Raw genomic sequence first — 26,687 nt, 5'->3', positions numbered from 1 at the left:
ACCAGCCCAATCAGGCATACAGCACTGTTTGATCTCGTTGATTAACCTTAAGCCGATAGGCTTTCCAAGGTCTGATTAGGGTGCGAAACTTGAGTTATTAAATATTCTGCTTCTGTTATATTGCCTCTAGCGAACTCTTTTTGAAGGATTTCTAACGGTGTTTCGTGATAATCTGAATAAGCAAAGCTCGATAGCCATTGACCAATCAAGTAGACAGCCAGAACAACTAGCCCTATCCAAAAAAGCCCTTCTAATAGAAATGAACTTATTCCAAGTTGGTTCAACGAATTAAAAAGATCACCCAACTGTTATCTCCTCCTTAATCATAAAAAAATATGTTGCTTTCTGATTATCTAGACGCAATTAAACCTTCCGAATAATAAGGTTTTGTAGGATAGGCTCTCCGACGATAAATCCAGAGCACGATTGCGCTAATAAACAGCACAAGTGATAGCACTTGGGAAGCTCGCATACTATCCCCAATCCATAAACTATCGGTGCGCATACCTTCTATAAAAAAACGTCCAAATGAATACCAAATGACATAGCTGAGGGCAACTTCTCCTCGACGTAATAGGCCTTTCTGATTCCTTAGGATAATAAGAAGGATAAAACCTAATAAACTCCATAACGATTCATACAAAAATGTCGGGTGGTAATAGGTTCCGTTGATGTTCATTTGGTTAATGATGAATTCCGGTAAGTACAAGTTTTCTAAAAATTGTCGGGTGACTGGACCGCCATGTGCCTCTTGATTGATGAAATTTCCCCAGCGACCAATCGATTGAGCTAGGAGGACACTAGGTGCCAGTATGTCTAGTAAAAGAGTTAGCGTCATTTTCTTTCTTCTTGCAAACCAGTATACTGCGAGACCACCCGCAATTAGCCCCCCATAAATAGCAATTCCACCATTCCAGATTGCGATGATTTCACTCGGATTCTGTATATAGTAGTCCCATTTGAATAAAACGTAATAAAGTCGGGCACCGATAAAGCCAATTGGTATGGCCCATAATGCCATATCTACCATGGTATCTTCTTCAAGTCCCAGTTTTTGAGCTTCCTTTGTAGCTAATGAAATGCCGATCAGCATCGCTAGAGCAATAATAATTCCGTACCAATAAATTTTTATCGGGCCAATTGAAATAGCAACTGGATCGATTACATTAAGTAAAATATTCATTCTTCAATCCCCTTCATAGCTTACATTAGTTAATTGTTTTAAATCACATAATTTAAGTTCAATTTGTGTAGTTACTTGTTTACAGACAATAAACCCTCATTTATATTGTCAAACACATTGTCAAAATCCCCTTCACCATTGATAACGTATAGCAGATTTTGCTCCTTGTAGAAGTGAATAAGTGATTCCATTAATTCCTTATTAATGTGTAGCCTATTTTCAATCACTTCTGGTTTGTCATCCAGTCGAATTTTTTCCCTTTTTGCTTCGATTTGGGAATTTCCTTGTTTTTCTTTTGAACGAAGATTCCCTCGTTGCGCTAACCGATGTCTTAACGTATCCTGACTTACATCTAAAAAGAAAACAGCGTCTAAATTCTGATTTTGACTTTGTAGGTAAGCTTCGAGCACTTTTGCTTGCAGTAGGGTACGTGGGTAACCATCCAGAACAAAGCCATTTTCAACATCTTTTTCTTGTAAGCGACTCTTAACCAATGAGTTTATCCACTCATCTGGAACTAGCTCTCCTTTATTCATATATTCTTGCACTCTGAGTCCGAATGTATCTTTCTCCTTGGCTGCTTCTCGTAACATTTCACCAGTTGAAATAGCCGTCAGGTGGTACTTCTCTGCGATTCTTTTAGCTTGAGTGCCTTTCCCAGCACCGGGTAACCCTAAAAGGACCAGCCTCATAATTTTTCCTCCTTATAAACTAAAAAAGGAAGAGATGATTTTTTAAATTATTCCATCTCTTCCTTTCCTGTGAAACTATTGTATTTTTACACGATAAGGTCATTCAATTATTCGACATGTTAATCGACACTTGATTTAGGATCTAACCTTAGGAACATAGCGTTGATTGCGACAACAACTGTTGACACCGACATAAGAACTGCTCCAATCGCTGGACTTAATGTGATACCAATTGGTGCTAGTATTCCTGCAGCTATTGGAATCGCGATAAAGTTATACCCTGCTCCCCAAGCAAGATTTTCTTTCATCTTACGTGTGGTCTTCTGAGCCAACTCGATAAAGGATTCAATGTCGCCAGGGTCTGACTGTGTCAAGATGACATCGGCTGAATCCAATGCTACTTGAGTTCCGGCACCAACAGCTATACCAACGTCTGCTAATGCAAGAGAAGGTGCATCGTTGACCCCGTCACCGACCATGATAACTTTCTTTCCTTCTGCTTTAAGTTTTTCAACTAATTCATATTTGTCTTGAGGAGATTGACTAGCTAGATAATCAATACCTAAAATTTCTGCAGCTCCTTGAGCCGCTTTTTCATTGTCACCCGTTGCCATAATCGGTTGAATGTTGTTCTTTTTAAGGGCTTGTATTAAGTCTTTACTTGTTGGTTTTAATTCATCCCCTAAAGCTACAGCACCGATTGCTTCGTCGTTTTCTACTAAGACACTGAGGGTTGCTCCTTTTGGAATATCCATATCCAGATTACGTCCATATGCTTTTTGACTGATTAATTGATAACGATGTCCGTTAGCTTGACCTTCTACACCAGCGCCAGAAATAACATCAATCGAATCAAAACTTACTGGACGTATCCCTTGCTGTTCTGCGTAACTAATAATTGACTGAGCGATAGGGTGACTAGATCCGCCTTCGATACCTGCCAATAAGGCAACAATTTCATCTTTCGTATATTTATCATTAAAGAGTTCAACATCTAGTACTTTAAACTCACCAGTTGTTAAAGTTCCCGTTTTATCTAAAACCATAACATCTGCTTTTGTAGTCAACTCTAAAGCGTCCCGGTCTTTCACTAATAATCCCCGACTGGCCCCTAAGCTGGTACTACGAGCAGTCACCAATGGAATAGCCAGACCCAGGGCATGCGGACAAGCAATAACTAATGTGGTGACTGTAAAAATAACTGCCGTTGGTACATCAGCTATAACCATCCATAGGACAAGGGCAATAAGCGCTACAATAACCGCAATATAAAAGAGCCATGCTGCAACTTTGTGTGCAAGATTTTCTGCTCGAGATGGTTGGCTTTGAGCTTGACTGATTAATGTCTGAACCTGAGAAATGAAGGACTTATCGCCCGTCTGCTTTATTTCCACATAGAGGACTCCGGCACCATTGGTTGATCCACCGATGACCTCATCTCCGGGATTTTTTTCAATTGGTTTCGATTCCCCAGTCACAAGCGATTCGTTTACACGTGATTCGCCGCGCTGAATGGTTCCATCTGCTGGAACATTTTCTCCAGCCTGAACACGAATCAAATCGCCTACTTGCAAGTCAGCAACTGGACGTGTTTCAATTGAATCGTCTTCCAATACAACGTGAGCATCTTTCGGTACCAATTCAGCTAATGCTTTTTGTGCATCTCCTGCTTCTCCAACAGCTTTCATCTCAATCCAGTGACCTAACAACATGATTAATATTAAAGAAGCAAATTCAAAGAAAAACTCCATCACATGTTCACCAGTCACATATTTAGCAATGACTGCATAAACACTGTAAAAGTAGGATACAGAGATACCAAGAGTGACAAGAGCCATCATTCCAGGAGCTTTTTCTTTAAACTCATCTATTGACCCCATATAGAAAGGTTTACCTCCATAAATGTACAAAATCGTAGAGAGAAGAACCACCAATATATCAGAATACTGAAATGTAAACTGAAATGGTAACGAAATCCCCATCATAGGCGATAAAATCATAATAATGATTCCTAATGGGAGTGACTTCAAGAAAATCTCCTTAAAGCTACCGTGATGGTGGTGGGCATGCCCTCCCATTGCGCCATGATCCATTTCACTGTGATCCATTTCACTGTGATCCATCTTGCTGTGATCCATCGTACTATGGTCCATCTTGCTATGTTTCATTTTATTGTCCGCGGTATGTTTATGCGACGAATGATTGCTGTGTTTATTACCCATATACGCTCCTCCTAAATTTCTAAAAAAGACCTCACTTTTTCTTCTTGATATAAAAATGTGAGGTCCGTCTTATGAATATACGTGTGACATTTGCACTAATTATAGTTCGTTTCTATTTCACTAAAGAATATTTCGTATCGGCTAGCGCAGCATTGAGCGTTTCGGTATCAATCTCTGTTTGACTTTCAAGTACTGCTTTTTTAGTCGCTAAATCAACCTCTACAGATTCAACCCCTTCAATAGCTGAAAATTTTTCTTGCACTGTATTGGCACAACCTGCACATTTTACGCCATCTAATAAGACTTCTTTTTTCATCATTCATTCTCCTTTTTCTTTTAATTTTTTTATCTTCTTCAAATCGAAGAAGGTCAAAAATAAATCCAATAAACAATTAACCGGCCGGAAAGTCAAAGTGGATTTCTCTACAACAGTGACAGTGAGCCGCTTCAATGATTCCCTTTAACAACAGAGGCACGTCCATCAGCGAAGAAAGGAAACTTTTTCGCGTGACATTCTTACTTATATGGACGAAAATCATTTTTTTGTGTATTCCGCTAAATACTTTTTCAACGGTCGATTTGGCCATAAACTCCTCTTCTATTGCTTCGGCGCACTTAACACAACCAATCCCTTCAATAATCAACCCCGGTCTCATCTTTGTCCTCCTTTAACATTTGTTTCACTTAACAGGCGAAGGTTTGAATCGTCTTAACCGTAAAGCATTGAGCAAGACCGACACCGAACTGAAACTCATGGCGACTGCCGCAAACATTGGAGTCATCAGTGGTCCGCCGAAAATATACAAGAGACCCATCGCAATTGGGATACCTAAAAGATTGTAAGCAAAAGCCCAGAATAAGTTTTGTTTAATGTTTCGTAGTGTTGTACGACTTAAATCAATCGCAGTCAATACAGCGGTTAAATCATTACGCATGAGGACAATATTAGCTGATTCAATCGCCACGTCCGTACCTGATCCAACTGCAATACCGATATCTGCTTGAGCTAATGCGGGTGCATCGTTAATGCCGTCTCCAACCATCGCTACCTTCTTGCCTGCCTCTTGTAGTTTTTTGACTTCCTCTGCTTTATCTTCAGGTAATACTTCACTTAATACGCGGTCAATACCCACTTGCTTAGCTATCGCTTTGGCTGTACGTTTGTTATCTCCAGTAATCATAATGACTTCGATGTTACGTTTTTTAAGTTCTTTAACAGCCTTCATACTATTTTCTTTTAATGTATCCGCTACTGCGATAATTCCAGCTAGTTCTCCATCAATAGAGAGATACATCGGTGTTTTTCCTTCGTCTGCTAAGCGATCGGATTCTTTTTCCATGCTTGATAAATCAATCTTTTGCTCTACCATCAGTTTACGGTTTCCAATGTACATATCTTTGCCCTCAATTTCAACTCGAATCCCATGGCCAGGAATCGCTTCAAAATGATCTGGTTTAGCCAATGTCATGTTCTCTTCTTTTGATTTCTGTACAATCGCTTCACCTAACGGGTGTTCAGAACCTGTTTCACCGGAAGCCGCATAATATAAAAGCTCTTCTTCAGTAATCAAAGGAGTCACTAAAATATCCGTCACGATAGGTTTACCTTCTGTCAGGGTTCCTGTTTTATCAAATACAATCGTCTCTAGATTATGAGTGGTTTCTAGCGCCTCACCATTTTTTATCAAGACACCATGTTCTGCTCCTTTTCCTGTTCCAACCATAATACTTGTTGGAGTCGCCAAACCTAAGGCACATGGACAAGCAATGACAAGGGTTGTAATGATAACGGATAAAGCGAATATACCTGTTTGACCTGCAATTAACCAAGCAACTCCTGCTAAAATGGCTAATCCGATAACAATCGGTACGAAATATCCTGTAATGATATCGGCCATTCGAGCAATGGGTGCTTTAGACCCTTGTGCATCTTCTACCATTTTTATAATTTGGGATAGGGTTGTATCGCTTCCCACTCGAGTGGCGCGGTATTCAATGGAACCATTTTTATTGATACTCGCCCCAATAACCTCGTCTCCATCTTGCTTTTCAACAGGAATACTTTCTCCTGTCAGCATCGATTCATCAACTGTAGTACGTCCTTCAACAACAACACCATCTACAGGCATACTTTCTCCCGGACGAACTCGAATAACATCTCCTAAAGCAACTTCGTCCACAGTAATCTCTTGTTCCACACCATTACGTATTACTCGAGCTGTTTTAGGAGCCAAGTTAACTAATTTTTCAATAGCTGAGGACATTTGCCCCTTTGAGCGGTCTTCTAAAAATAGCCCTAATGTATGGAGCGCCAAGATAACTCCAGTTACTTCATAATAAAGTAACTCTGAAAAATTACCATAACCTAAGCCAGTTCCGATTGTAGCCACAAGGCTGTAAACAAATGCAGCCGCCGTACCAAGCGCAATCAGGGAATCCATATTTGGGTGACCTTTAAATAAACTTTTAAATCCCTTCTGGAAATATTCCCAGCTTACTACCATTATCGGCAAAGTCAGAATAAGTTGTAAAAGAGACATATTTAATGGATTTGTCATTGGGTCAATGATATTTGGTAGTGGCATGCCTACCATATGACCCATGGATATAATCAATAAAGGAACCGTAAATATAATTGATACCCAAAAGCGATTTAAAAGTTGCTTTATTCTTTTTTCTTTTTTCTCACGCTTCTCTGCTCGTGAATTATCTTGAGTATCCGTAGTCTCTAATACGGCTGCATAACCACTATTGGATACAGCACCAGTCACATCAGATACTGAAATTGCCGACGGGTTATAGGAAACTTGCATTTTTTCTGTCGCTAAATTGACGGAAGCTTTATCTACGCCCGACAACTTTCCGACGGCTTTTTCAATTGTCTGTGCACAGGATGCGCAGGTCATACCTTCAATTGCAAAGGTTTGCGTCGTTCCTTCCTGGGTGACTATTTCATACCCTGAATTATCCACTGCTTTTTGTAGATTTTCTACCGAAAAAGTTGGTTCATCGTACTCAATACTTAACTTCTCTGTTGCTAGGTTCACAGAAGCCTTTGTGACCCCATGCACCTTTTTTGCTGCTTTTTCTACTGTCTGTGCACAAGACGCACAGGTCATACCTTCTATGGCAAATGATTTATTCTCCAATTTTTTCGCTCCTTATTCTCCATGATGATGTAAATGGCAATCGCATTGCCCTTCTGCACACTGACAATCAACTTCTTCTACTGCGAAAGCTTTTTTCATTTCTAATATTTCTTCTAGCCTTTGGATATCATCGAAACTTAAAATATGATCCTTAATGATACTCTCTATTACATTCCCGACATTCTTTCGACAAATACGATCGAAAATATCGTTTGTAAAACTTCTTACCGCTTCTTTCTCTTCGATATTTGCCGAATAAATATATTTTCTACCTTCTTGTTCTGTATTCAGTGCGCCTTTTTCCACGAGTCGACCTAAGAGCGTTTTGGTTGTCGCTTGTTTCCAGTCCATTTTCTCTCCCAATGTAGAAATGACTTCTTTACTAGTCACTTGGGTATTCGCCCAGACTACACGCATGACTTCCCATTCAGCATCGGTTATATGAAGGTCTACAGCTATAGTACTCATATTCTCTCCCCCTTTCGTTTACGCGAGTAAACATTAATGTTAAATAGAGTTTACACTAGTAAACGATTATTGTCAAGAGTTTATGTAAATAAATAATTTGTGATGTATTATTTTTTATAACTTTTTAACTTTCGGTTCGATGCGACACGCCTGACGAAAATATGGATTGTGTTTTAGTTCATTAATTAGGGATTGGTTCGTCGGACACTTCTCTTTTAAAAAAACACCGAAAATAAGCTTTTTCAGAATGTCGGCGGATAGACATCCCACTGTACGGGTTTTCTATCCCCCGAGTTCATTTTGATTACAAATTTGAGCCTTACAGGCTCAAGGGGTCACAGCATCGCAAATTATTCATCTACAAACTATTTCAGCTTTAAACACAAAAAAAGCAAGGTGAGAGCTCTGCCTTTTTGCGTCTTTATTCGGACTATAATTGTATGAGTAGCTCATTGGGGAGTACCATCTTAAAATCTAGGAGAATGATATGCTACTCTCTGTCTATACTATAACTCGAATGTAAGTTCTGGTATATGAATATTGGAAGTTTTTTTGCAAAGATTTAGTTTTTTACAACAGAAGCTTCATAAATAGAATCCACTGCTTCTTTTAGTTTTGCATCAAAGTCTGCATCACTTTGATTAACAAATAAGTCCTGCGTAAGCGCCCGTGAAAAACTTGCTATAACATTGTCATTTTGACTAAGCATTTCGTTCGCTTCGTCTCTTTCATAACCACCTGATAAAGCAACAACACGTAAAACTTGTGAATGATCGGCTAATTCTTGATATAAATTAGCTTTCGTTGGGATAGTTAATTTCAACATCACATAATCATCAGTAGCTAATGCATCTAAATGGTTTTTAATGGATTGGTTTAAATATTCCTCAATTTGTTCTTTATCTTCAGAATGAATATTTACTTCAGGTTCAACGATAGGAACTAAGCCAGCATCAATTATTTCTTGAGCAACTTGAAACTGCTGGGTGACTACATCATCGATGCCTTTTTCATTATATGAAAGAATGTTTGAACGCATTTTTGTACCAAACATATTTCGTCCTTTTGCTTGTTTAAGTAAATTATTAAGTCCTGGAATTGGCTTCATTAATTGTACACCATGTTCTTCATCTGCAAGTCCTTGATCTATTTTAATAAACGGAACAATTCCTTTATCGCTTAAATAATCTCCAGCATACTGACCTTCTATCCTATTATTCATCGTATGTTCAAATAAAATCGCGCCAATAATTTTATCCGGAGTAAAAGATGGAGATGTGATGATTCGTGTACGCATTTTGTGAACAAGATCAAACATTTCATCGTCATTTGAATACTGGTCTTCACTGACCCCATAATCATTCAGAGCTTTTGGTGTACTACCACCGCTTTGATCAAGTGCCGCGATAAAGCCGTCTTTATTCTTTATAGTATCAAAATGTTCTTGATTCATTGATAAATTCTCCTCCATAGATTTTCTGAAATTCCCATAGTTATCCTTCACTAATTAGTTTATTAAAAATTTTCATCCTATACCACTTTTTTTAAAAAATACCAAAAAATAAGCTTTTTCAGAACATCGACGGATAGAAATTCTATTGTAGAGGGTTTCTATCCGCCGATTTCATTTTTATTACAAATTTGAGCCTTACAGGCTCAAGGGGTAAACATTCTAAATAACAGGTCTTCTTTGCCTATTATCGCTGTTATTACATTTTCTGATTATAAAAGTGGCAGGACTAACGCAATTGCCCCAATAATAATCGCTGTCCAGTTGAGTCCTTTCTGTGGGGAAAATAGCCCGATGATTCCTAGAACGACTGCAGCTACTCCCATCCATACCGGTTGCCAAAAGAAAGCGATTATCCCTACAAGAATTCCAATCCATCCTAACCATTGCCCAGTTGTTTTACTCATGATTTATCTTCTCCTTATGCATATTTTTTAATTATTTATTTAATCGAGAAACATATTCTGTTAAACGCACCAAATTAGAAACAAAACCATATTCGTTATCGTACCAAGCAACTGTTTTAACCAATTGTCCCCCATTTGCATCTAATACTTCTGTTAACGTTGCATCAAAAACGGATCCATGTGTATCCCCCACGACATCGGAGGAAACAATTTCATCCTCAGTGTACCCATATGAATCATTCGCGGCTGCCTTCATCACTTCGTTAATCTGATCAACGGTTACCTCTCTATCCAACACCGAGAACAGTTCTACAAAGCCCGCAGTAATGACAGGAACCCGTGTGGTGGTACCCGTAATGATCCCTTTAACCTCTGGAATGACTTTTCCTAATGCGTTGGCAGCGCCAGTCGTAACAGGAATAACATTTTGAGCACCTGCGCGACTTTTACGTCCCCCGGGAGCATCTTGCATGTTTTGTGTCGCTGTATAGGCACGCGATCCTGTCATCAGGCCTCGTTGAATCCCAAACTCGTCCACTAATATTTTTGTCATTAAGGCTAAACCATTTGTCGTACAGGAAGCGGCGGAAATAATTTTGTCACTTGGACTCAAAATTTCTTGGTTGACACCAAAGACAACGACTTTCGTTTCTTCATCTTTAGTTGGTGCTGAAATAATTACTTTTTTAGCTCCAGCGTCTATGTGTGCCTGTGCTTTTTCATTAGTTGTGTAGAAGCCTGTACATTCCAAAACGATATCAATGTCCAAATCGGACCATGGTAGTTTTTTGGCATCCTTTTCTTCGAATGTTTTAACTTCTTTGCCATCAACCAGAATTGAATCGCCTCTTACCTCGATATCATAAGGGAAAATCCCATATGCAGTATCGTATTTTAAAGAGTAGGCTAAATCCTCATTATTTGTTAAATCATTTACTGCAACAACCTGTAGTTCTGAGTCCCTCAACTCTTTAATACGGCGAAATGCTAAGCGTCCAATACGACCAAACCCATTAATTGCTATTTTAGTAGTCATTATATTCCTCCATTTAATTTTGTACTATTTTTCTTGATGAATATGTGCTGGTTATCCTTAATTAGCAGCCAAAGTTTAACATTAACCCCTCCTCTACGTCTACTCGTGTAAACCATAAGCTGACTTTAGTTTACATTAGTAATCGATAGTTGTCAAGAGTATTTTTAAAATAGTTTTTTTCGTGATCTTACTCTTACAAGTCTTCGAGATTCTTAAAATATCTGATAGAAGTTATATAAATGAACAAGTGAATTATAATAATTCCTTCTGATATTGTTATTGATATATATTTTAATTTAACAAGGAACATAAAATCCCTATACATAAGAAGGTATCACTAAGTCTTCTCATATACAGGGATTTTTTCTATATTTAATTGATCGCACATTTTTTGGATTATTATTCTTGACCTAGTTCCTCTTCAGTCAGCCACTTATGGTTACGAACTACTTCTCCGCCCTCGGTTGGTTGATAATCTACCATATATACAGTTGATGTAACAGCATCATCAATTGTTGCAGTTGCTCCTTCCATACCTTCCATATGTCTAGCTTCTAATGTCACTTCTTCTCCGGGTTCAACAGCACTTTCAGTTGACTCAGCAATTTCTTCATGAATTACCCATCGATGATTTTCCTCGCGTTCTCCCCCATTAGTTGGGTCAAAGGATACTTCATAAGCAGTTGTGTCAAACGCACCAACAATAGTCGCTTCGGCACCTTCCATTCCAGGCATATGACCGTGCTGAAGAATAACGGATTCTCCTACTTCGTACATCGGATTTTCAGCTTCTTCCAAACCTGCTGGGATTTCACCAGATTCATCGTGCACCATGCCGCCGTGATCACCACTTTCTGAAGATGTTTCTTCGGTTGTCGTTTGATTTGTATCTGTTCCAGTAGATTCATTTATCTCGTCACTGCCACATGCTCCAAGTAATAAGGCAGATGACAGTAAAATAGTTCCTATCCATTTTTTATTCTGTTTCATTTTTTTCCTCCTGAATTAAAAAAATAAAGCTCTAAATTTAAAGTTGTTCTTTTATACCTGAATAATTCATAGCTCTAAATTCAAGCTGTTTTTTTGAACAAATTGCCCATTTTTAAATTAGGCAGATACTTCCTTCCAAAATAATGTGTTCTCGAACAGGATGCCTACGGAAGAAGGTCATAATAAAAATTATTTGTCTATTTAAGGATAGAAAGTCAGTCATTGAACAATTGATAAGATTGCTTGCAAATTTCGAAGTTATTAAAGTTCATTTTTTGACTATACTTTTCAAAAAATACTAACAAAAAAGGTGAGCCGCTTAAACATGTCGACTCACCTTAACTCTTTTTAAATAATCATTTCAATAACAGAAAATTACTTAGCTACTTTAGACTCAAGACCTTCAGCTTTTAAAAACGCACTAAATGGTACCAATTCTTCAGCTTCATATTTTTCTTTGTAAGATTTGATTTCTTCTTCGCTGTACAATGCAGGGTCTAATTTCAATGTTTCCACTGGAATTGGACGATTTTTTGTAATTTTAGCGTCGATGACGACTGTTTTGCCTTCTTTGTTAGCTTTGACGGCTTCAGCCATTACTTGGTCCATATCTTCAATACGTGTTACTGTGAAACCAACTGCGCCTTGAGCTTCCCCAATTTTCGCGTAGTCTACATCAGTGAATTCTGTACCGAATGTGTTTGTGTTTGTATCTTCGTATTTGTTTTTGATGAATCCATACTCAGTGTTTGTGAATACTACGTTGATAACTGGTAGGTCGAAAACTACGTTAGTGACGACATCCTGATAGTTCATAGAAAACGCACCATCACCCATTAAGTTCCAAACTTGACGATCAGGATGGACTTTCTTAGCAGCAATACCACCAGGCAATGCAATACCCATCGAAGCAAACAATGGAGAAGTTCGCCACATATTCTTCGGCGTCATGCGTAAATGACGGATCGATGTTTGTGTTGAATTTCCCACATCAATTGAATAGATGGCATTTTCATCCGCATGTTTGTTGATTGCGTTGTATACTTGATAAAGTTGTAACTCGCCTTCTTGTTTTGTTTCTAATTTAGTCATGTAGTCGCGCCAGTTTTGAACGTTTTTCACGTTAGCATTCCACCAAGCTGACTCTTCAACAGCTGTTACTTTTTCAAGAATTAAGTTAATTGCTTCTCCTGCATCTCCAAGGATAGCAACATCTGTATTATGACGTTTACCAAGCATAGCTGGGTTATTATCAATTTGAATGAATTTTTCAATATTTGAGAAAGTATCTTGAATTTCAGCAAATGGGAAGTTTGAACCAACGAAAAGAACCGTATCTGCTTCTTTAACCACTTCGTTAGCCGGCTTCCAACCAACACGGTATGTTGAACCAGTGAATCCTTCAAAGTCATATTCGAAAGTTTCATAGTTTTTACCTGTTGTGATGATTGGTGCTTTGATTTTACGCGATAATTCTTGAACAGCCGGACCGTGTCCCATCGTTCCGATACCAGCATAAATCACCGGACGTTTAGAGTTATTTAATACTTCAACTGCCGCGTCAATATCTTCTTCAACAATTGCAGAAGAAACGAAATCACGGTAACTGTGTCCTGAAGAATAAAAGGCATCTGCAGCGATTTCTTTGTAACCGAAATCACCAGGTACTTCGATTACAGCTACTCCACGTTTTGAAATTGCTGTACGAATTGCATCATCGATCATTTTTGGTAATTGTTCAGCATAAGCAACACGACGGTTGTACACTGCAATGTGGTCATACATTGGGTTTTGGTTTAATTCTTGGAATGCGTCCATATTTAATTCTTTTTGAGGACGAGATCCTAGAATAGCTAATACAGGTGTATTATCCATTGCTGCGTCATATAGACCGTTGATTAAGTGAGTCGCACCTGGACCACCTGATCCAACACACACACCTAATTTTCCGCCGAATTTCCATTGCATTACAGCTGCTTTGGCTCCGACTTCTTCATGTTTTACTTGAAGAAACTCAATATCTGTTTCTTCTTGTTCTCCTAAAGCTTCCATTAAAGGAGCTAATGTACCAGAAGGAATCCCATAAATGGTGTCGACTCCCCATCCTTCCATTACTTTTAACGAAGCTAAACTAACTTTAGTTACTCCATCTTTCATTTCCATATCCTCCTACAGATTAAAATATCAAAAAAATCATACTAGATTACTTTACCATTTTTCAACGAATAAACAAGTGTATTATTGCCCTTGTATGTGTAAGCTAATCATGAAGAGAACTCCTTTCTTATGGTTGGTTTAGACACCTTTACCATATCAGAATGGGGTTCTTTTTTCATCACTTAACAGGTGAAAATGAAAAAGTAAATTTAAGCTGCCGTTAGGCAGTTGGCACATGTTTCAACGAAAAGTATGAATCGTTCAGGTTTATAAATTCAATTATAAAAATGGGTCGGTTAATAGTAACTTGAACATTCTTTTACGTTCCCACCGCAGAAATCAGTTTAGATTAGTATGACAATCTATGCTGTTTAATCATCTTGAGTTTGCTTCCCATTTTCCTCTATGTCTTCTATCAATTGTTCCATTTCAGCAATTTCTTCTTCTTGGGCTTGGATAATTTCTTCGCTTAATTGCTGCGCCCGTGAATCTGTGAGATTGGCATTTTCACTCGTCATAATAGCGGTAGAATGGTGTGGAATCATAGCTCTCATCCAAGCAGTATCATCTACGCCAACTTGGTTTTGAATAAGCCCAAACGATCCCACCACGAGTAAAACCGAAAGTCCCATTATGACGGTATTTAATTTTTTGTTGTCGTACATTTTCCACATAAAACCCATCATAATTATTGCCATGACAGCCCCCATTAGAATAGCCATATAAACACGGGTTTGACTCAAGTAAATATGTGCAAATTCATTAACATTCACAAACATTAGAAAGTACATCACAACAGTAGAAGTTAAAATCATTAATCCGAAACGTATATATTTCTTCACAGTTAAACTTCCTTTCTTAGTAATTTTTTATTATTAAAAAATTTTAAAATCGACAAGTATTTTAATGTACCAATCGTGATTATTGAACTAATTCCTCTTCAACAAACCATTTATGATAAAGAGCGACCCCCTCCCATCTGTTGGCTGATAATCCACCATATAAATATTCGTTGTTACAGTTTAACTTCAATTGACTCAGCAATTTATCTCCTCCAATAATAAGTTTAGCCTACAGATGTAGATATAGACTGTGTTCTTAGTTTATGGCTGTCTATCTACATTGTCAAACATTTCGATTTTTTATTAATTACAAGTAATGACTTATGTCTGTTTACCATTTTTTCAATAGTTGAGAAGCGGTTCTACAATAAAGAAGTAGACCATCCTAGAAATTAAAAACAGAGTAATTATTCGTTAGATCACCTATAAATCCCTTATTAATACCCACTAATTATAATTGTTTTTAAAGTGCTTCTTTTACACTCTATGTGTAAATTGTAATTTTATTTTGCATTAAATTTAAGGGGTGCTTTGCACTAATAAATCGAGTAGGAGACTAGCCATTAATTGACTAGTCTCCTACTCGATTTAAAATAGTCCTTTTTTCAATATATAAATACTTTAACTGCCATAAGCATACCCTTTTTCCAGTTCGTCTTTACTTGTAGTTATTTCTATTGTGATATGATTCTTTACACCCGATGTATGGGCAAGCTCTGCAATTTCTTCTTTGATTTCCCTAGTCTTGTTTATATCGGAAGAGTCTATAAGAACCGTAACGATAAGGGCATTTTCTTCTCCGTCCAGTGACCAAATGTGAAAATGAGAGAGGTCCTTTACAGCAGGAATATTGTTAATGGAGTTCGCCAGGTTCTCTACGTTTACATTTTCCGGCGAACCGTTCAATAAAATTTTCATTGTACTGAAAAATTCAGGTACAGTTTTATAGAGGATATAGAGTGCTATCAAAATCGATAAGATTGGATCCAATCGATAAGCCTCGGTAAAGTTCATTACAATACTCACAACCAAGACCCCAATCCACCCTAATACATCTTCTAGCATATGCAGGTTCAACATGCCTTCGTTTTTAGATGACCCTTTGCTTAGAATCCAAGCCGCATATCCATTCAATCCAATAGCCACGAGTGAAAGCCAAAACATACCACTGTAATTAACCGGTTGCGGATCAATCAAACGTGGGATACTTCGGTAAATCATAAAAAATGAGCCGCCGATCAGTACTACTCCAGTTATCAACGCCCCTAATAATGAAAAGCGGTTATAACCAAAAGTGAACTGTTCATCTTGCTGCTTTTCTGAGTACCCCTGGAAAAACCAAGCGAATCCAATAGAAATGGAATCTCCTAAATCATGAACGGCGTCGGACATAATTGACACACTATTGAAAAGAGACCCAAAGAAAAATTCAATCATGGAAAAAATAAAGTTGATGAAAAAAGCAATTTTAATATTCTTATTCGGTTGATTTTGGTGCGAGTGATTTTCTTGTTTCTCTGACTTTGAAATTTTAAAAACCTCCATTTAGTTTTATACCTTATTAGCTTTTATTGTTCTTGTTCATTGATATGAGTTAAGACTTGTTCGAGAATACTGAAAACATGAAGATCATCAAGACTGTAAACCATGCTTTTCCCTTCTCTTCTTGCCTTCACTAAACGTGAATCTTTCAATATTTTTAGTTGGTGTGAAATCGCGGACTGTTCCATATCCAATGCAAGCACAATGTTTCCAACACTGAGCTCTTCTTTCTGTAAAAGAAAGAGAATTGACAAGCGTGTAGGGTCACTAATCACTTTGAATACTTTGCTTATTGATTGGATCTTCTCTTTATTGATTGGCGAAGTTGTTGATGTATCCATATGCTCTTATTCCTCTCACATGATTTTCCATTCATATATATAATACCACATGAGTAAAACGATGCTAGTTTTTTGTTTATAGACAAAATTAAGACTTTTGTATCAGCAATAGTAGTCCATTGAATAAGAAGCATCTTGTCTTGACAAAACTCATACAGTAAGTTAATATGATTTTGTAAACATATGAATGTAACTTCATATGTAGATTATAATCATTCCGATTTACAAATAAAAGGAGATGGAGACTGGATAAGCCCAAACCATATGAATCCTTGCCTTACTTAAGCAAACAAACGAGCTCAGAATTTGCAAGGCACAAAAAAAGTCAACAAAAATCAAAGAAATTTAATAGAAAGGTGATAGAAATGGAAACTACCAAAGAGCAACATTCACAGGAAAAAGAGAAACATAACCACGACCATGATCACAATCACGGGAAGATGCCTATTATTCTATACTTTATTGGTTTGGCATTGGCAATTGTTGCATTGTTCTTAAGTGGAGAATATCAATTAATTAAAAACATCATGTTCTCACTCGCCACAATTAGTGCGGGCTATCATGTCATTGTTCTGGAAGGTCTTGGAGAGACAATTGAGAATACAAAAGCAAATAATAAGTTTACGCCTAATTCTCATATTTTAATGGGATTAGCGGCTATAGGAGCTTCAGCGATAGGGAATTTTTGGGAAGGAACGTTGTTGATTCTCATTTTTTCAGGCGCACATTTCCTGGAAGATTACGCTGAAGGAAGAAGTAGACGAGAAATAACGAAATTACTCGAAATGAACCCAACAACTGCTCGGTTAATTTTGCCTGATGGGAATACAAAGATTGTTGACGTCAGTGAATTAACAGTTGGGGACCAACTTCAAGTACTAAACGGTGACCAAGTACCCATTGATGGAGTCATTTTATCTGGCTCTACTTCCATTGATGAATCGTCTATTAATGGTGAAAGTATACCCAATGAAAAAACAAAAGGAGATACCGTTTTTGGGAGTACGATTAATGGGACAGGCACGTTTACAATGGAAGTCACCAAAGAAAACGAAGATACAGTATTTTCAAAAATTTTACAATTAGTGAACCAGAACCAAGATAATCAAACAAAAGCTGCGAGTATTATCCAAAAATTCGAACCGAAATACGTCACAGTTGTTTTAATTGCCATTCCCCTGTTCGTGTTATTGGCTCCTGTTCTACTTGATTGGACATGGTCACAAAGTATTTATAGGGGATTGGTTCTTTTAGTTGCAGCTTCACCCTGTGCTTTAGCAGCAGCTACCGTATCGGTAACCTTATCAACAACCTCTAACCTGGCCAAAAAAGGTGTCCTTTCAAAAGGTAGTTCTTATCTGTCTCAATTAGCTGATACTCAAGCAATTGCGTTTGATAAGACGGGAACTTTGACCAAAGGAAAACCAGAAGTAACCAATTATTATTTTGCCGATTCTGTGAATGAAGAAAATATTATTGATATCGTAGTGGCTCTTGAAAAAGAATCCAATCACCCTTTAGCAGATGCCATTCTAAGAAAGTTTGAACAAAAAAATAAGCTTACCATTGAAGTAGAAAATCAGATTGGTAAAGGGTTGACGGGAGATTATAACGGAAGAAATTATCGGATTGGAAAACCAACTTCGTTTGACAATGTTGAAAATGAATATATTCGTTTAAATAAGGAATGGGCATCAGAAGGTAAGACAGTCGTATACGTAGCAGAAGATGAGAATGTCATTGGACTTATAGCTCTCATGGACATTCCAAGTGAACATGCAAAAGAAACTATTAATTACTTTAAAGAACACGGCATACACACCACTTTAATTACTGGTGACTCAGAAATGACAGGAAAAGCAGTTGCAGAACAATTAGGAATAGATGAAGTAATCGCGAATGTCATGCCAGAAGATAAATCTCGAATTATAGACGAGCAAAAAGAGAAATACGGCGTAACAGCAATGGTGGGTGATGGTGTAAATGATGCCCCTGCCCTTGTTAATGCAGATGTAGGTATTGCCATGGGGGACGGAACAGATGTAGCAGTAGAAGTGTCTGATTTGGTTTTAATGCAGAATAATTTATCCAAATTGGTACAATCTCATAATATTGCAACCAAAATGAATCGTGTCATTTGGCAAAATATTTTTTTCTCAATGGCCGTTGTTGTCTTTTTAATTATTGCTAGTTTCTTAGGTTTGACGGATATTGCAATTAGTGTCATTATTCATGAAGGAAGTACGTTGGTCGTTATTCTGAATGGACTTCGTTTATTAAAATCTAATTAATTCTATCAAAACCCATAAAGCTAGGGTATAGTAATAACTGTCTGAAGTTAATATGCCTTTAACGTTCTAAAAACGTTAGAGGCATATTTTTTATAAATTACTTTGTCTCAAAAACAATCGATTTTGAGACTATTCTAAACAACTAAAATTTCAGCTGAAAAGAGGGCTTTTCAAGTATCAAAACTTTACTTTCTATCTACGTATCTTTATCCCCCCTTTGTGATACAATTGAGAAAATAAAAAAGAGAAGGAAGAGGATTATGAGTGGGTATGTATATGGGTATGCCAGAGTAAGTACACGTTCACAGGAATTGGATCGCCAGTTGGACTTACTCAATGACCGAAATTGCAATGAGATACTAACCGAAAAGATGACGGGAACCAAAGCTAACCGTCCGCAATTAAATCGACTGAAAGATAAATTGCGTCCAGGTGATACAGTTGTCGTGGAAAGCTTCTCTCGTTTGGGTCGCAGTACAAAAGATTTAATTGAACTTGTAAATTACTTTGAAGAACATAATATAAAGTTGATCAGCTTAAAAGAGAATTTTGATACTGCCACTCCACATGGTCGGCTTATGATGACTGTATTTCAAGCATTTAGCCAATTTGAGCGAGATTTGATTGTTGAACGTACAAAAGAAGGTTTAAAAAGTGCTCGAGCTAGAGGGCGAAAAGGCGGGCGCCCTCCTGTGAACCAACGAGATATCGAACGAGCAATAAAATTGTACAAAAGTGAAGAATATAGTGTGAAAGAAATTGTTGAGATGACAGGAATCAGCAAGTCAACGCTTTATCGTTACTTAGATAAATAAAAATTGACGATTAATTTTATTTAATCGTAGGAAAGAGGTGTTCTCATAAACCAAGAACTTCCTCCATTAACTCTATATACGGGCGACTAAAATGACGAATGAAATCGATATGATCGGTGGTAAGATGGGTATGGTTAAAAGTATGTGTAGAGTTCTTCAGTTAGGAGCAGAAGAAAAATACTCAACGAATGCGTATGAAGAGATTGATCTCATTATTATTGACGAAATAGATCGATTAAAAATACAGCATTTAGAACAACTAAGAGATATTTATGACCAAAACGATTTAGCTATAATCTTTATTGGAATGCCGGGCATAGAAAAGCGATTGGCTCGTTATCCTCAACTCTACTCCAGAATAGGTTTTGCCCATGAATTTGACAGATTGAGTAAAGACGAGATCCACCATATTATGGAATACAAATGGGAAGAGTTAAGATTATCTGTCCAACTGGAAGATTTTGCTAATTATGAAGCTGTCACTAGTATTATTAAAATTACCAGTGGAAATTTTCGACTTATCCAAAGACTTTTCACCCAAATCGAAAGAATATTAGAAATCAATAACCTTGAAACTATCACGACAGAAGTAGTGGAAGCTGCACGAGATAGTTTAGTCATTGGAGTAAAATAAGTAACAAAAAGGACTATTTCATTTAGCGAAATAGTTTTTTTGTTCTATTAGTGCAACATAGCGCTTGAAGTTAGTGCGAAATAAAACCAAAATTTACACAGGATTTGCACTTGCTCACAATCTTATGTTCATTTACAGACTATTATGACGATCATTTAGAGCCCTTTTCAAATCAAAAACAAGGGTCGTTTGTCCGTTAAAAGTGCTCAAACGTACATATAGAACATTATATATATTTAGGTGGGGCCTGATAATTATGTTAATTTATTATAAGTCACGTTAAGAAAAATGAGTTACATAAAAAGTCCTCACTTATCCAGCAAGGACTTCATTAGTATATTCAGTTGTGATTCATATCTTTTTTTTAAAAAGCTAATACATATCTACCTATCAAAACTTCTCTATATTAAAGGCTTGTATCCAGATATCTAAAAATTCAGATATATCTTCATAACCGTTATGCTTAGTCATTTTTTCCAGCATTTTATATGTTCTTGGACTCAAGCTGAAAGTATACTCCTTATTTGGATTCTTATTTATATTTAAATTCGAATTTAGCTCAATCAGTAATCTTTCATAGTCTTCAAAATTATTCACTTCGTTCAAACTCTTCATTCCTCTAATCTCACTATCCTCATAAATACTACTACTAAAGGGTAGTAAATCACTTGCATATTGAAGTATGTTTTCATTTGCAACCTCACTAGATTTATTATTATCATGAGTAAAAAGTGTTCCTAAAATTTTAAAATGATAACCCGCTCTAAGAGTTTTTTCGTTTAAGAATTTAGCAAATTTTATTGTGCTCATTAGCTCTAAATGCTGATGGTTTACTGTTTATAATCACTCCATCAGAAGCAATTAATGCATTATCTAAAATTAATCCCATATCAGTACTAGTATCAATCAGTATAAAATCATAAACACTTTCAACACTATTCAATACTGATTTTAATAAACTTTTTTGATAATCTTTATTGTACGACGTAATGGCATTTTTATTAAAGTTTACGAGCTCCCAATCACCGGGTATCAAGTGTAGATTGTCTGTTAACACCTGAATAGCATCGTCTACTTCAATATCATTAAATAGTACATCTGAAATCGTATGAGATTCATCACCAGTATATTCATAAGTGTTAAGCAATATACTGGATAGATCGCCTTGAGGTGAGAAGTCGATACACAAGATCTTTTTATCATAAGTGCTATTAGTTAAAAGATGAGCCAATACTGCTGTTGTTGTTGTCTTTCCGACGCCGCCTTTGATATTTCCAAAAGATATAATCATCAATCATTCGTCTCCTTCTAATAATTGCATAATAGAAATCAATTAGTTTGTATTAATTCATTCCTCGATTCTGCTTAACATTCTTATTCTTACCTTTCTTCTGTTTCCGTTTTTGATTTTTGTCTTCATTTTCATTCCTTAGATTTTCCATCTGTGCTCGCATGATATCTTCATACAGGTTGATATTCTGCATTAGGAATCCTAGATTAATCTGGTTTGTATGGCTATTACCATCAGCAAACATAAATTTATTATCCAATAAACCTTCTCCATTTTTACTTACTTCATTCAGGAAATACTCTCGCATACTTTTATCAGATACAACATCATAGATTTCTTTCAACTGATAATCATTTTGTATTTCATTTAAATCATCTTCAGAGAATAGATTATTATCGAATTTGTATAGGTAGGTTAAGCCTATTCTTTGTTCGTGAGTATTGAATTTATTCACTTGCTCTTCGCTGGCTATACGCTGGATCTTTTCTAACGATAAATCATTTCCGTAATAATCAATTGCTTTAGATAGTTGTTCTTTCTTTTGAATAGAGAACTTTTCTAAATCTAAGTTAGTATATACACTCTTCAAGGTAGTATTATAATACTGACCCATTACTTGAATTGTTTGAAGCCTCACATAAATGATATAGAAAACACACTTTACTAATGTTATTTTAGTAAGGTGAGAATTTATAATAGAGTATCAGAAAAAGGAGATTGTATTATGTGGAAAAAAGCAATCGCAGAAGTAATAGGTACATTATTTTTGGTGTTAATCAGGACAGGAGCAGTGGTCTTTGGGGACAGTATGCTAAGTATTGCTCTAGCATTTGGTCTTATCGTCATTGCAATGGCTTATAGTATCGGAACCATTTCGGGGGCTCATATGAATCCAGCGGTCAGTTTAGCTATGTTTTTGAACGGCCGCATGAGCTTTAAGGGATTTATCGTTTATGTCGGTGCACAATTAGCTGGGGCAGTGGCTGGTTCAGTAATCCTACGATATTTTCTTATTCAGTCAGGAAAAGATGCAACCAATCTAGGAGCGACTGTTTTAGCGGAAGGTTTAACTGTATCTGGTGGATTTATCATCGAGCTTATTCTAACTTTCCTTTTTGTTCTAGTGATTTTGACTGCAACAGGAAGAAATGGTGACCCCCATATGGCTCCATATGGCTGGACTTGTCATTGGTTTGACGTTAGTGGCCATTATTTTGATGGGTGGTATGACTACAGGGATTTCTTTGAACCCTGCTCGTAGTTTTGGACCCGCTCTTCTCATGGGTGGAACAGCCTTATCGCAATTATGGTTATATTTTCTAGCTCCTCTTTTAGGTGGTGCTTTAGCTGCTTTTGCTGCCAGGTATGTATTGGATACTGAAGCAGGCGCACCCGGAGTGGAACAAGAAAAAGATGAAGCAATTACATAATAAAAAAGGAGTCTGGGACAAAAGGTCATAGATTCTAAACTAAAAGAGAAATTACAGTTTCCATCTTGGAAATTGTAATTTCTCTTATTTTATTGCTTTAATTTTTGTGTATTTCTTCAAATTGTTGGCCATTAAGGCCAAACCAATGTCTATTTTCACCTTCGATTTGCCTCTTAAGTTAAATCGAGTGAACCCTCAAATAGCCTTTACCTGACCAAAAACTGGCTCTACATCAATCTTTCGTTTGGCAAAGATTGATGACCCTTCTGGTGATAAAAGCTTTTCTGCTTCTATATTTTTCAATGTTTGGTACTTCTCATTATAGTAGAGCGCCTTTTGCGGCGCACTCTCTGGATCTTTTGGCTTATAAACTTGTATTTGAGAAGTATAACCGCTCAATTTGTTTCTTCGTCTCGATTGATGGCTGTAATTGTATATCGTGCCATCGGGATGTGTGAAGGTATCGAGCTTCTCATTATACACCCAATTTTCTAAGTTTTTATCTGATTGTTTATATCCCTTTTTCTGTTCTTTATCAAATCGATTATATTTAATGAGATGTTCAATCTGATTCTCGTCTAAGTAAGTTAGATTCTCTTCACTCCCATATCCTGCATCAGCGACAATGCGTTTAGGCCGATGAGGAAAGGATTCAATAAAAGGCTGCAGAGTTCGGGTATCCGTCGGATTTGGAAAAATATCATAATGAAGAACAAATTGATTCTCGGTCCCGATTTGGATATTATACCCTGCCTTCAGTTGACCATTCATCATGTGATCGTCTTTCATACGCATAAATGTCGCTTCAGTATCTGTTTTCGAATAACTATTTCGACCATTAAAGGTTTCAAACTGTTTTTTATACTTTCGTTTCCGAGGCAGAAAATCCTGGCTCACTTTACGGTGATGTTACTTTAAACGACGCCGAGTTTGTTTTCGATGATCCGGCCCTTTTACAGGATTCTCCTCAATGTCTTCGGTTAGTTTTTCCACTTCTTCTTCAATCAGTTCAGCAATTTCTTGGAGCATGGACTCCTCCAATTCAAGCTCTTCGTCGTATTGTATCCCGGCATCAACCATCGGTTGAATTTCTTCAAAGTAATATTGACGTGCAGATACCTTCAAACGTTCAGCAAATCTTTCCGTTGCTTTTTTCCAGACAAAAGTATACTTATTGGCATCAGCTTCAATCTTTGTTCCATCAATAAAGACATTCTCTAAACTGATTAGCTTCTCTAGCTTTAACTGGATGGTAAACTCTATAAATATATTCTCTAAAAGTCGACTGCAATTCTCTGAAGAACGGAATCGATTGATTGTGCGGTAACTAATGACCTGTTGCGCCACTAGCCACTGCATAGGTAAATTCTCTTCCATCATTTCTTCAATCTTTCGGCCACTAAATACACCTTTACTGTAAGCATAAAGAAGAGACATGATGAGTGGTCTTGGATGATAGGCAGGACGACCGTCCTGAGTCTCAAAAATTTCAAAGTGTTTCTCGTCTAAAGAATCAACGAAGTCATAGATTGAAAACACAATATGATTGGAATCGATACAAGAGGATAATTCTAGTGGAAGTGACGTTTGATTCATGTTATATTTTACGTACATAAAAAGCACCCCTTTAATATTTAGTGTGGTTACTAATATTATATCAGGGTGCTTTTTGTATGCCTAATTATATAGAACAAAACGGCAAGAAAATTAGTAAAAATCTAATTTCTCGCCGTTTTATTTAGAGGCTTTTGTCCCAGCCTCTTTTTTTGATCTATTTGAGAGTAAATACAATGTTACTTAAACCTTTGTATGACAGCTTATTTTCTCTGGGTTGCCAATTTATATGCTTCTTTCTTGCGTTCAAATTCCAACTCATACTGCATGCCGTCTGTATAGTATTCAGGTTTTGGATACGCGTAGCGTCTTTGGTATAAAATGATACCGATGCCGATTAAGATAATAACTGCAGATACACCTTGTGAAATACGAAATGACCCTAAATATAAGCTATCCGTACGTAAGCCTTCAATCAACAGTCGTCCAAAGCCATACCAAATTAAATAGCTTGCTGTCGTTTCTCCGCGAAGAAGGAGCTGTTTTTGATTTCTTAAGACCAGAAGAAGCGCAACACCAAGCAAACTCCAAAGCGATTCATACAAGAAGGTTGGGTGATAATAGGCCCCATTAATATGCATTCCTTCAATAATAAATTCAGGCAACATCAGGTTCACTAAGAACTGGCGACTCACTTCTCCCCCGTGGGCTTCTTGGTTGATAAAATTTCCCCACCGGCCAATCGATTGGCCGAGCAAGGTATAAGGGGCTAAAATATCGATAAATAATAACATTGGGATATTATCTTTTTTCGCTCGCCAATAAATGGTCAAGACCCCGGCGATAATCCCGCCATAAATAGCTAGTCCACCTTCCCAAATCGCAAAGATTTTAAGCGGGTTCGCTAAATAATAGTCCAGTTCAAAAAGAACATAATATAAACGCGCCCCCAGTATGCCTAGCGGTACGACCCAAAAAGCGGTATCTACGACAAAGTCTTCTGAAATGCCGCGTTTTTTTGCTTCTTTAATGGATAAATAAATAGCTAAAATCATCCCTACAACGATAATCAGTCCGTACCACGCGACTGATAAGGGACCAATTTCAAAAGCAATTGGATTAATTGTCATTAAGTGTACATTCATTCTTCCGTTCTCCTTCTGCCAATCACAAATGTAAAAAGCTTTAATATTCTTAAAATTAAGTCTGTAAACTTATGCTCCAATGTTTCATTTCACCGAAGCAGTTATACGTGCATAACACAAAAAACGAGTGAGAAAATCTACTCGTTTTTTGTGTCTATAGTCATGTTACGCCTGATATGCAGTGTCTACTTCTTCTAACATGTTGTAGACCGCTTCGTAACTTTCACAAACATCTCCTGGTACCGTGTAGTTGGCAGTCACTTCACGTAATCTTTGGAATTCTGTATCAAGCTCAGGTTTCTCAGTGCCAGCTGTTTCAGATTTCTTATAGATGTTGTCCCACAATACTTTGACTTCGTGAAACTCCGGATGGTTTTCACCATGTACCCGGTTAACAATAGGTGTAAACTGATTTAATCGATCAAAATGTTTTTCTTTTGCTTCAGTAAATGTTGTCATGATTCAATCTCCTCTATTTTTTGTTTTTTCTAGATTTAGTATAAGGTGTTTTTTCTTTGAAATAATTGACTAGAGTCAACTTCTCAACTTATTTTATTTCTTCCGCGGCATAACCAATTTCTTCGATTTTATCCATAATCTCTTTTGGTGAAACGATTGCTTCATCAAAATATACACGGGCTTTGCTGGCATCGAAAAGTATTTTTGTGCGTTCAACACCATTCATTTCATCAATGGTTGTTGTAATTTTTTGCATACAGGACGGACAAGTCAGTTTTTCCAATTGCAAAGTCGTTGCGCTCATCTTATTCACTCCTCTATTTATGATATTTATTCCTCTTTTAGTGTATGAACATAGTATATCTTTGCTTCGATAAGATGCACTTGATCCTGGTCAAGAAAGAACAATTATCGAAGAAATTTCCTTTTATTTGAATCGAGTAGGAGATAAATGATTAATTCATTTATCGTCCTCTCACACCACCGTACGTACGGTTCCGTATACGGCGGTTCAATATCTTAAGTAAGC

General features: G+C 37.0%; 26 protein-coding genes and 2 pseudogenes. 4 read left to right on the top strand and 24 right to left on the bottom strand.

What is annotated here, in order from left to right:
• Positions 1–47: 47 nt before the first annotated feature.
• The 17 genes from CLV38_RS11630 to CLV38_RS11555 form a co-directional block, all read right to left on the bottom strand.
• Positions 48–305 carry an SHOCT domain-containing protein gene (locus CLV38_RS11630; protein WP_106195786.1) on the bottom strand — a complete coding sequence of 86 codons (258 nt, stop codon included), beginning with the start codon at positions 303–305 and terminating at the stop codon, positions 48–50.
• Between the two features lie 44 nt (positions 306–349).
• Complete coding sequence (lgt, locus tag CLV38_RS11625; protein WP_106195783.1) at positions 350–1,183, bottom strand: prolipoprotein diacylglyceryl transferase; 834 nt, start codon at positions 1,181–1,183, stop codon at positions 350–352.
• 71 nt (positions 1,184–1,254) lie between these two features.
• The gene (locus tag CLV38_RS11620) at positions 1,255–1,875 is read right to left on the bottom strand and encodes an adenylate kinase (protein WP_106195781.1); all 621 of its coding nucleotides are present in this window, start codon (positions 1,873–1,875) and stop codon (positions 1,255–1,257) included.
• A gap of 119 nt (positions 1,876–1,994) precedes the next feature.
• Positions 1,995–4,097: a heavy metal translocating P-type ATPase gene (locus tag CLV38_RS11615; RefSeq protein WP_106195779.1), complete on the bottom strand. Its 2,103-nt coding sequence runs from the start codon at positions 4,095–4,097 to the stop codon at positions 1,995–1,997.
• Positions 4,098–4,209: 112 nt separating this feature from the next.
• Positions 4,210–4,413 (bottom strand): copper chaperone TcrZ, encoded by a 204-nt coding sequence (tcrZ, locus tag CLV38_RS11610; RefSeq protein ID WP_091528616.1) that lies wholly within the window; start codon positions 4,411–4,413, stop codon positions 4,210–4,212.
• Between the two features lie 76 nt (positions 4,414–4,489).
• Positions 4,490–4,753 carry a hypothetical protein gene (locus CLV38_RS11605; RefSeq protein ID WP_091898583.1) on the bottom strand — a complete coding sequence of 88 codons (264 nt, stop codon included), beginning with the start codon at positions 4,751–4,753 and terminating at the stop codon, positions 4,490–4,492.
• Positions 4,754–4,777: 24 nt separating this feature from the next.
• Positions 4,778–7,246 (bottom strand): heavy metal translocating P-type ATPase, encoded by a 2,469-nt coding sequence (locus CLV38_RS11600; protein ID WP_106195777.1) that lies wholly within the window; start codon positions 7,244–7,246, stop codon positions 4,778–4,780.
• Positions 7,247–7,258: 12 nt separating this feature from the next.
• Positions 7,259–7,714 carry a copper-responsive transcriptional repressor TcrY gene (tcrY, locus tag CLV38_RS11595; RefSeq protein WP_106195774.1) on the bottom strand — a complete coding sequence of 152 codons (456 nt, stop codon included), beginning with the start codon at positions 7,712–7,714 and terminating at the stop codon, positions 7,259–7,261.
• Positions 7,715–8,276: 562 nt separating this feature from the next.
• Positions 8,277–9,167, bottom strand: coding sequence for a fructose bisphosphate aldolase (locus tag CLV38_RS11590; protein ID WP_106195772.1), 891 nt, complete (start codon positions 9,165–9,167; stop codon positions 8,277–8,279).
• 269 nt (positions 9,168–9,436) lie between these two features.
• Positions 9,437–9,631, bottom strand: a complete 195-nt coding sequence (locus CLV38_RS11585) for a DUF308 domain-containing protein (protein WP_106195769.1) — start codon at positions 9,629–9,631, stop codon at positions 9,437–9,439.
• A gap of 31 nt (positions 9,632–9,662) precedes the next feature.
• On the bottom strand, positions 9,663–10,667 hold the full coding sequence (gene gap / locus CLV38_RS11580; RefSeq protein WP_106195767.1) for a type I glyceraldehyde-3-phosphate dehydrogenase: 1,005 nt from the start codon (positions 10,665–10,667) through the stop codon (positions 9,663–9,665).
• Between the two features lie 399 nt (positions 10,668–11,066).
• Complete coding sequence (locus CLV38_RS11575) at positions 11,067–11,657, bottom strand: YdhK family protein (RefSeq protein WP_106195765.1); 591 nt, start codon at positions 11,655–11,657, stop codon at positions 11,067–11,069.
• 375 nt (positions 11,658–12,032) lie between these two features.
• The gene (gene spxB, locus CLV38_RS11570) at positions 12,033–13,814 is read right to left on the bottom strand and encodes a pyruvate oxidase (protein WP_106195762.1); all 1,782 of its coding nucleotides are present in this window, start codon (positions 13,812–13,814) and stop codon (positions 12,033–12,035) included.
• A 371-nt stretch (positions 13,815–14,185) separates the two neighbouring features.
• A complete protein-coding gene (locus CLV38_RS11565) occupies positions 14,186–14,656 on the bottom strand; it encodes a DUF305 domain-containing protein (RefSeq protein WP_091482504.1) in 471 nt (156 codons plus the stop codon).
• Between the two features lie 79 nt (positions 14,657–14,735).
• Complete coding sequence (locus CLV38_RS14095; RefSeq protein ID WP_267884244.1) at positions 14,736–14,858, bottom strand: hypothetical protein; 123 nt, start codon at positions 14,856–14,858, stop codon at positions 14,736–14,738.
• Positions 14,859–15,277: 419 nt separating this feature from the next.
• Positions 15,278–16,201, bottom strand: a complete 924-nt coding sequence (locus CLV38_RS11560) for a cation diffusion facilitator family transporter (protein WP_106195760.1) — start codon at positions 16,199–16,201, stop codon at positions 15,278–15,280.
• Positions 16,202–16,224: 23 nt separating this feature from the next.
• A complete protein-coding gene (locus CLV38_RS11555) occupies positions 16,225–16,539 on the bottom strand; it encodes an ArsR/SmtB family transcription factor (RefSeq protein WP_048728532.1) in 315 nt (104 codons plus the stop codon).
• A 365-nt stretch (positions 16,540–16,904) separates the two neighbouring features.
• Here CLV38_RS11555 and CLV38_RS11550 point away from each other — a divergent pair, with 365 nt between their 5' ends.
• The 3 genes from CLV38_RS11550 to CLV38_RS11540 all read left to right on the top strand — a co-directional run bounded on the left by CLV38_RS11550 (position 16,905) and on the right by CLV38_RS11540 (position 20,279).
• Complete coding sequence (locus tag CLV38_RS11550; protein ID WP_170068891.1) at positions 16,905–18,830, top strand: heavy metal translocating P-type ATPase; 1,926 nt, start codon at positions 16,905–16,907, stop codon at positions 18,828–18,830.
• A 260-nt stretch (positions 18,831–19,090) separates the two neighbouring features.
• Complete coding sequence (locus CLV38_RS11545) at positions 19,091–19,645, top strand: recombinase family protein (RefSeq protein ID WP_106195758.1); 555 nt, start codon at positions 19,091–19,093, stop codon at positions 19,643–19,645.
• 142 nt (positions 19,646–19,787) lie between these two features.
• A complete protein-coding gene (locus tag CLV38_RS11540) occupies positions 19,788–20,279 on the top strand; it encodes an AAA family ATPase (protein WP_211295476.1) in 492 nt (163 codons plus the stop codon).
• A gap of 390 nt (positions 20,280–20,669) precedes the next feature.
• Here CLV38_RS11540 and CLV38_RS11535 read toward each other — a convergent pair whose 3' ends face one another.
• Genes CLV38_RS11535 through CLV38_RS11525 form a run of 3 tightly spaced genes read right to left on the bottom strand, consistent with a single transcriptional unit; the run spans position 20,670 to position 22,159 of the window.
• The gene (locus tag CLV38_RS11535) at positions 20,670–21,089 is read right to left on the bottom strand and encodes a hypothetical protein (protein ID WP_106195754.1); all 420 of its coding nucleotides are present in this window, start codon (positions 21,087–21,089) and stop codon (positions 20,670–20,672) included.
• Complete coding sequence (locus tag CLV38_RS11530; RefSeq protein ID WP_106195751.1) at positions 21,067–21,570, bottom strand: ParA family protein; 504 nt, start codon at positions 21,568–21,570, stop codon at positions 21,067–21,069. Before CLV38_RS11530 ends, CLV38_RS11535 begins: the two co-directional genes overlap by 23 nt.
• Before the next feature lie 52 nt (positions 21,571–21,622).
• Positions 21,623–22,159: a hypothetical protein gene (locus tag CLV38_RS11525; RefSeq protein WP_170068890.1), complete on the bottom strand. Its 537-nt coding sequence runs from the start codon at positions 22,157–22,159 to the stop codon at positions 21,623–21,625.
• 135 nt (positions 22,160–22,294) lie between these two features.
• On the opposite strand from CLV38_RS11525, the pseudogene CLV38_RS11520 reads away from it, so the two are divergent.
• Positions 22,295–23,000 (top strand): annotated as a pseudogene (locus tag CLV38_RS11520) (MIP/aquaporin family protein).
• Between the two features lie 84 nt (positions 23,001–23,084).
• On the opposite strand, the pseudogene CLV38_RS14235 reads toward CLV38_RS11520, so the two are convergent.
• The 4 genes and pseudogenes from CLV38_RS14235 to CLV38_RS11500 all read right to left on the bottom strand — a co-directional run bounded on the left by CLV38_RS14235 (position 23,085) and on the right by CLV38_RS11500 (position 26,462).
• Positions 23,085–24,614 (bottom strand): annotated as a pseudogene (locus tag CLV38_RS14235) (IS1182 family transposase).
• A 203-nt stretch (positions 24,615–24,817) separates the two neighbouring features.
• Positions 24,818–25,699: a prolipoprotein diacylglyceryl transferase gene (gene lgt / locus CLV38_RS11510; protein WP_106195746.1), complete on the bottom strand. Its 882-nt coding sequence runs from the start codon at positions 25,697–25,699 to the stop codon at positions 24,818–24,820.
• Between the two features lie 165 nt (positions 25,700–25,864).
• Positions 25,865–26,158 carry an iron-sulfur cluster repair di-iron protein, ric gene (locus tag CLV38_RS11505; RefSeq protein WP_106195743.1) on the bottom strand — a complete coding sequence of 98 codons (294 nt, stop codon included), beginning with the start codon at positions 26,156–26,158 and terminating at the stop codon, positions 25,865–25,867.
• An 88-nt stretch (positions 26,159–26,246) separates the two neighbouring features.
• Positions 26,247–26,462, bottom strand: coding sequence for a heavy-metal-associated domain-containing protein (locus tag CLV38_RS11500; RefSeq protein ID WP_106195741.1), 216 nt, complete (start codon positions 26,460–26,462; stop codon positions 26,247–26,249).
• Between the last annotated feature and the right edge of the window lie 225 nt (positions 26,463–26,687).

The organism is Alkalibacterium olivapovliticus (assembly GCF_003003275.1).
GTDB lineage: Bacteria > Bacillota > Bacilli > Lactobacillales > Carnobacteriaceae_A > Alkalibacterium > Alkalibacterium olivapovliticum.
The sequence above is the reverse complement of the archived record's forward strand: the minus strand, read 5'-3'. Positions and strand labels throughout refer to the sequence as shown.

What these genes read in the sequence shown, in the direction of transcription:
- CLV38_RS11575 (WP_106195765.1), bottom strand. Translation starts at nt 11,657, where the DNA reads ATGAAACAGAATAAAAAATGGATAGGAACTATTTTACTGTCATCTGCC.
- CLV38_RS11550 (WP_170068891.1), top strand. Translation starts at nt 16,905, where the DNA reads ATGGAAACTACCAAAGAGCAACATTCACAGGAAAAAGAGAAACATAAC.
- CLV38_RS11545 (WP_106195758.1), top strand. Translation starts at nt 19,091, where the DNA reads ATGAGTGGGTATGTATATGGGTATGCCAGAGTAAGTACACGTTCACAG.
- CLV38_RS11555 (WP_048728532.1), bottom strand. Translation starts at nt 16,539, where the DNA reads ATGGATACATCAACAACTTCGCCAATCAATAAAGAGAAGATCCAATCA.
- CLV38_RS11540 (WP_211295476.1), top strand. Translation starts at nt 19,788, where the DNA reads ATGTGTAGAGTTCTTCAGTTAGGAGCAGAAGAAAAATACTCAACGAAT.
- lgt (WP_106195783.1), bottom strand. Translation starts at nt 1,183, where the DNA reads ATGAATATTTTACTTAATGTAATCGATCCAGTTGCTATTTCAATTGGC.
- CLV38_RS11505 (WP_106195743.1), bottom strand. Translation starts at nt 26,158, where the DNA reads ATGACAACATTTACTGAAGCAAAAGAAAAACATTTTGATCGATTAAAT.
- tcrZ (WP_091528616.1), bottom strand. Translation starts at nt 4,413, where the DNA reads ATGAAAAAAGAAGTCTTATTAGATGGCGTAAAATGTGCAGGTTGTGCC.
- CLV38_RS11530 (WP_106195751.1), bottom strand. Translation starts at nt 21,570, where the DNA reads ATGATTATATCTTTTGGAAATATCAAAGGCGGCGTCGGAAAGACAACA.
- CLV38_RS11605 (WP_091898583.1), bottom strand. Translation starts at nt 4,753, where the DNA reads ATGAGACCGGGGTTGATTATTGAAGGGATTGGTTGTGTTAAGTGCGCC.
- CLV38_RS11535 (WP_106195754.1), bottom strand. Translation starts at nt 21,089, where the DNA reads ATGAGCACAATAAAATTTGCTAAATTCTTAAACGAAAAAACTCTTAGA.
- CLV38_RS11590 (WP_106195772.1), bottom strand. Translation starts at nt 9,167, where the DNA reads ATGAATCAAGAACATTTTGATACTATAAAGAATAAAGACGGCTTTATC.
- spxB (WP_106195762.1), bottom strand. Translation starts at nt 13,814, where the DNA reads ATGAAAGATGGAGTAACTAAAGTTAGTTTAGCTTCGTTAAAAGTAATG.
- CLV38_RS11500 (WP_106195741.1), bottom strand. Translation starts at nt 26,462, where the DNA reads ATGAGCGCAACGACTTTGCAATTGGAAAAACTGACTTGTCCGTCCTGT.
- lgt (WP_106195746.1), bottom strand. Translation starts at nt 25,699, where the DNA reads ATGAATGTACACTTAATGACAATTAATCCAATTGCTTTTGAAATTGGT.
- CLV38_RS11620 (WP_106195781.1), bottom strand. Translation starts at nt 1,875, where the DNA reads ATGAGGCTGGTCCTTTTAGGGTTACCCGGTGCTGGGAAAGGCACTCAA.
- CLV38_RS11560 (WP_106195760.1), bottom strand. Translation starts at nt 16,201, where the DNA reads ATGGAGGTTTTTAAAATTTCAAAGTCAGAGAAACAAGAAAATCACTCG.
- tcrY (WP_106195774.1), bottom strand. Translation starts at nt 7,714, where the DNA reads ATGAGTACTATAGCTGTAGACCTTCATATAACCGATGCTGAATGGGAA.
- CLV38_RS11585 (WP_106195769.1), bottom strand. Translation starts at nt 9,631, where the DNA reads ATGAGTAAAACAACTGGGCAATGGTTAGGATGGATTGGAATTCTTGTA.
- CLV38_RS11615 (WP_106195779.1), bottom strand. Translation starts at nt 4,097, where the DNA reads ATGGGTAATAAACACAGCAATCATTCGTCGCATAAACATACCGCGGAC.
- gap (WP_106195767.1), bottom strand. Translation starts at nt 10,667, where the DNA reads ATGACTACTAAAATAGCAATTAATGGGTTTGGTCGTATTGGACGCTTA.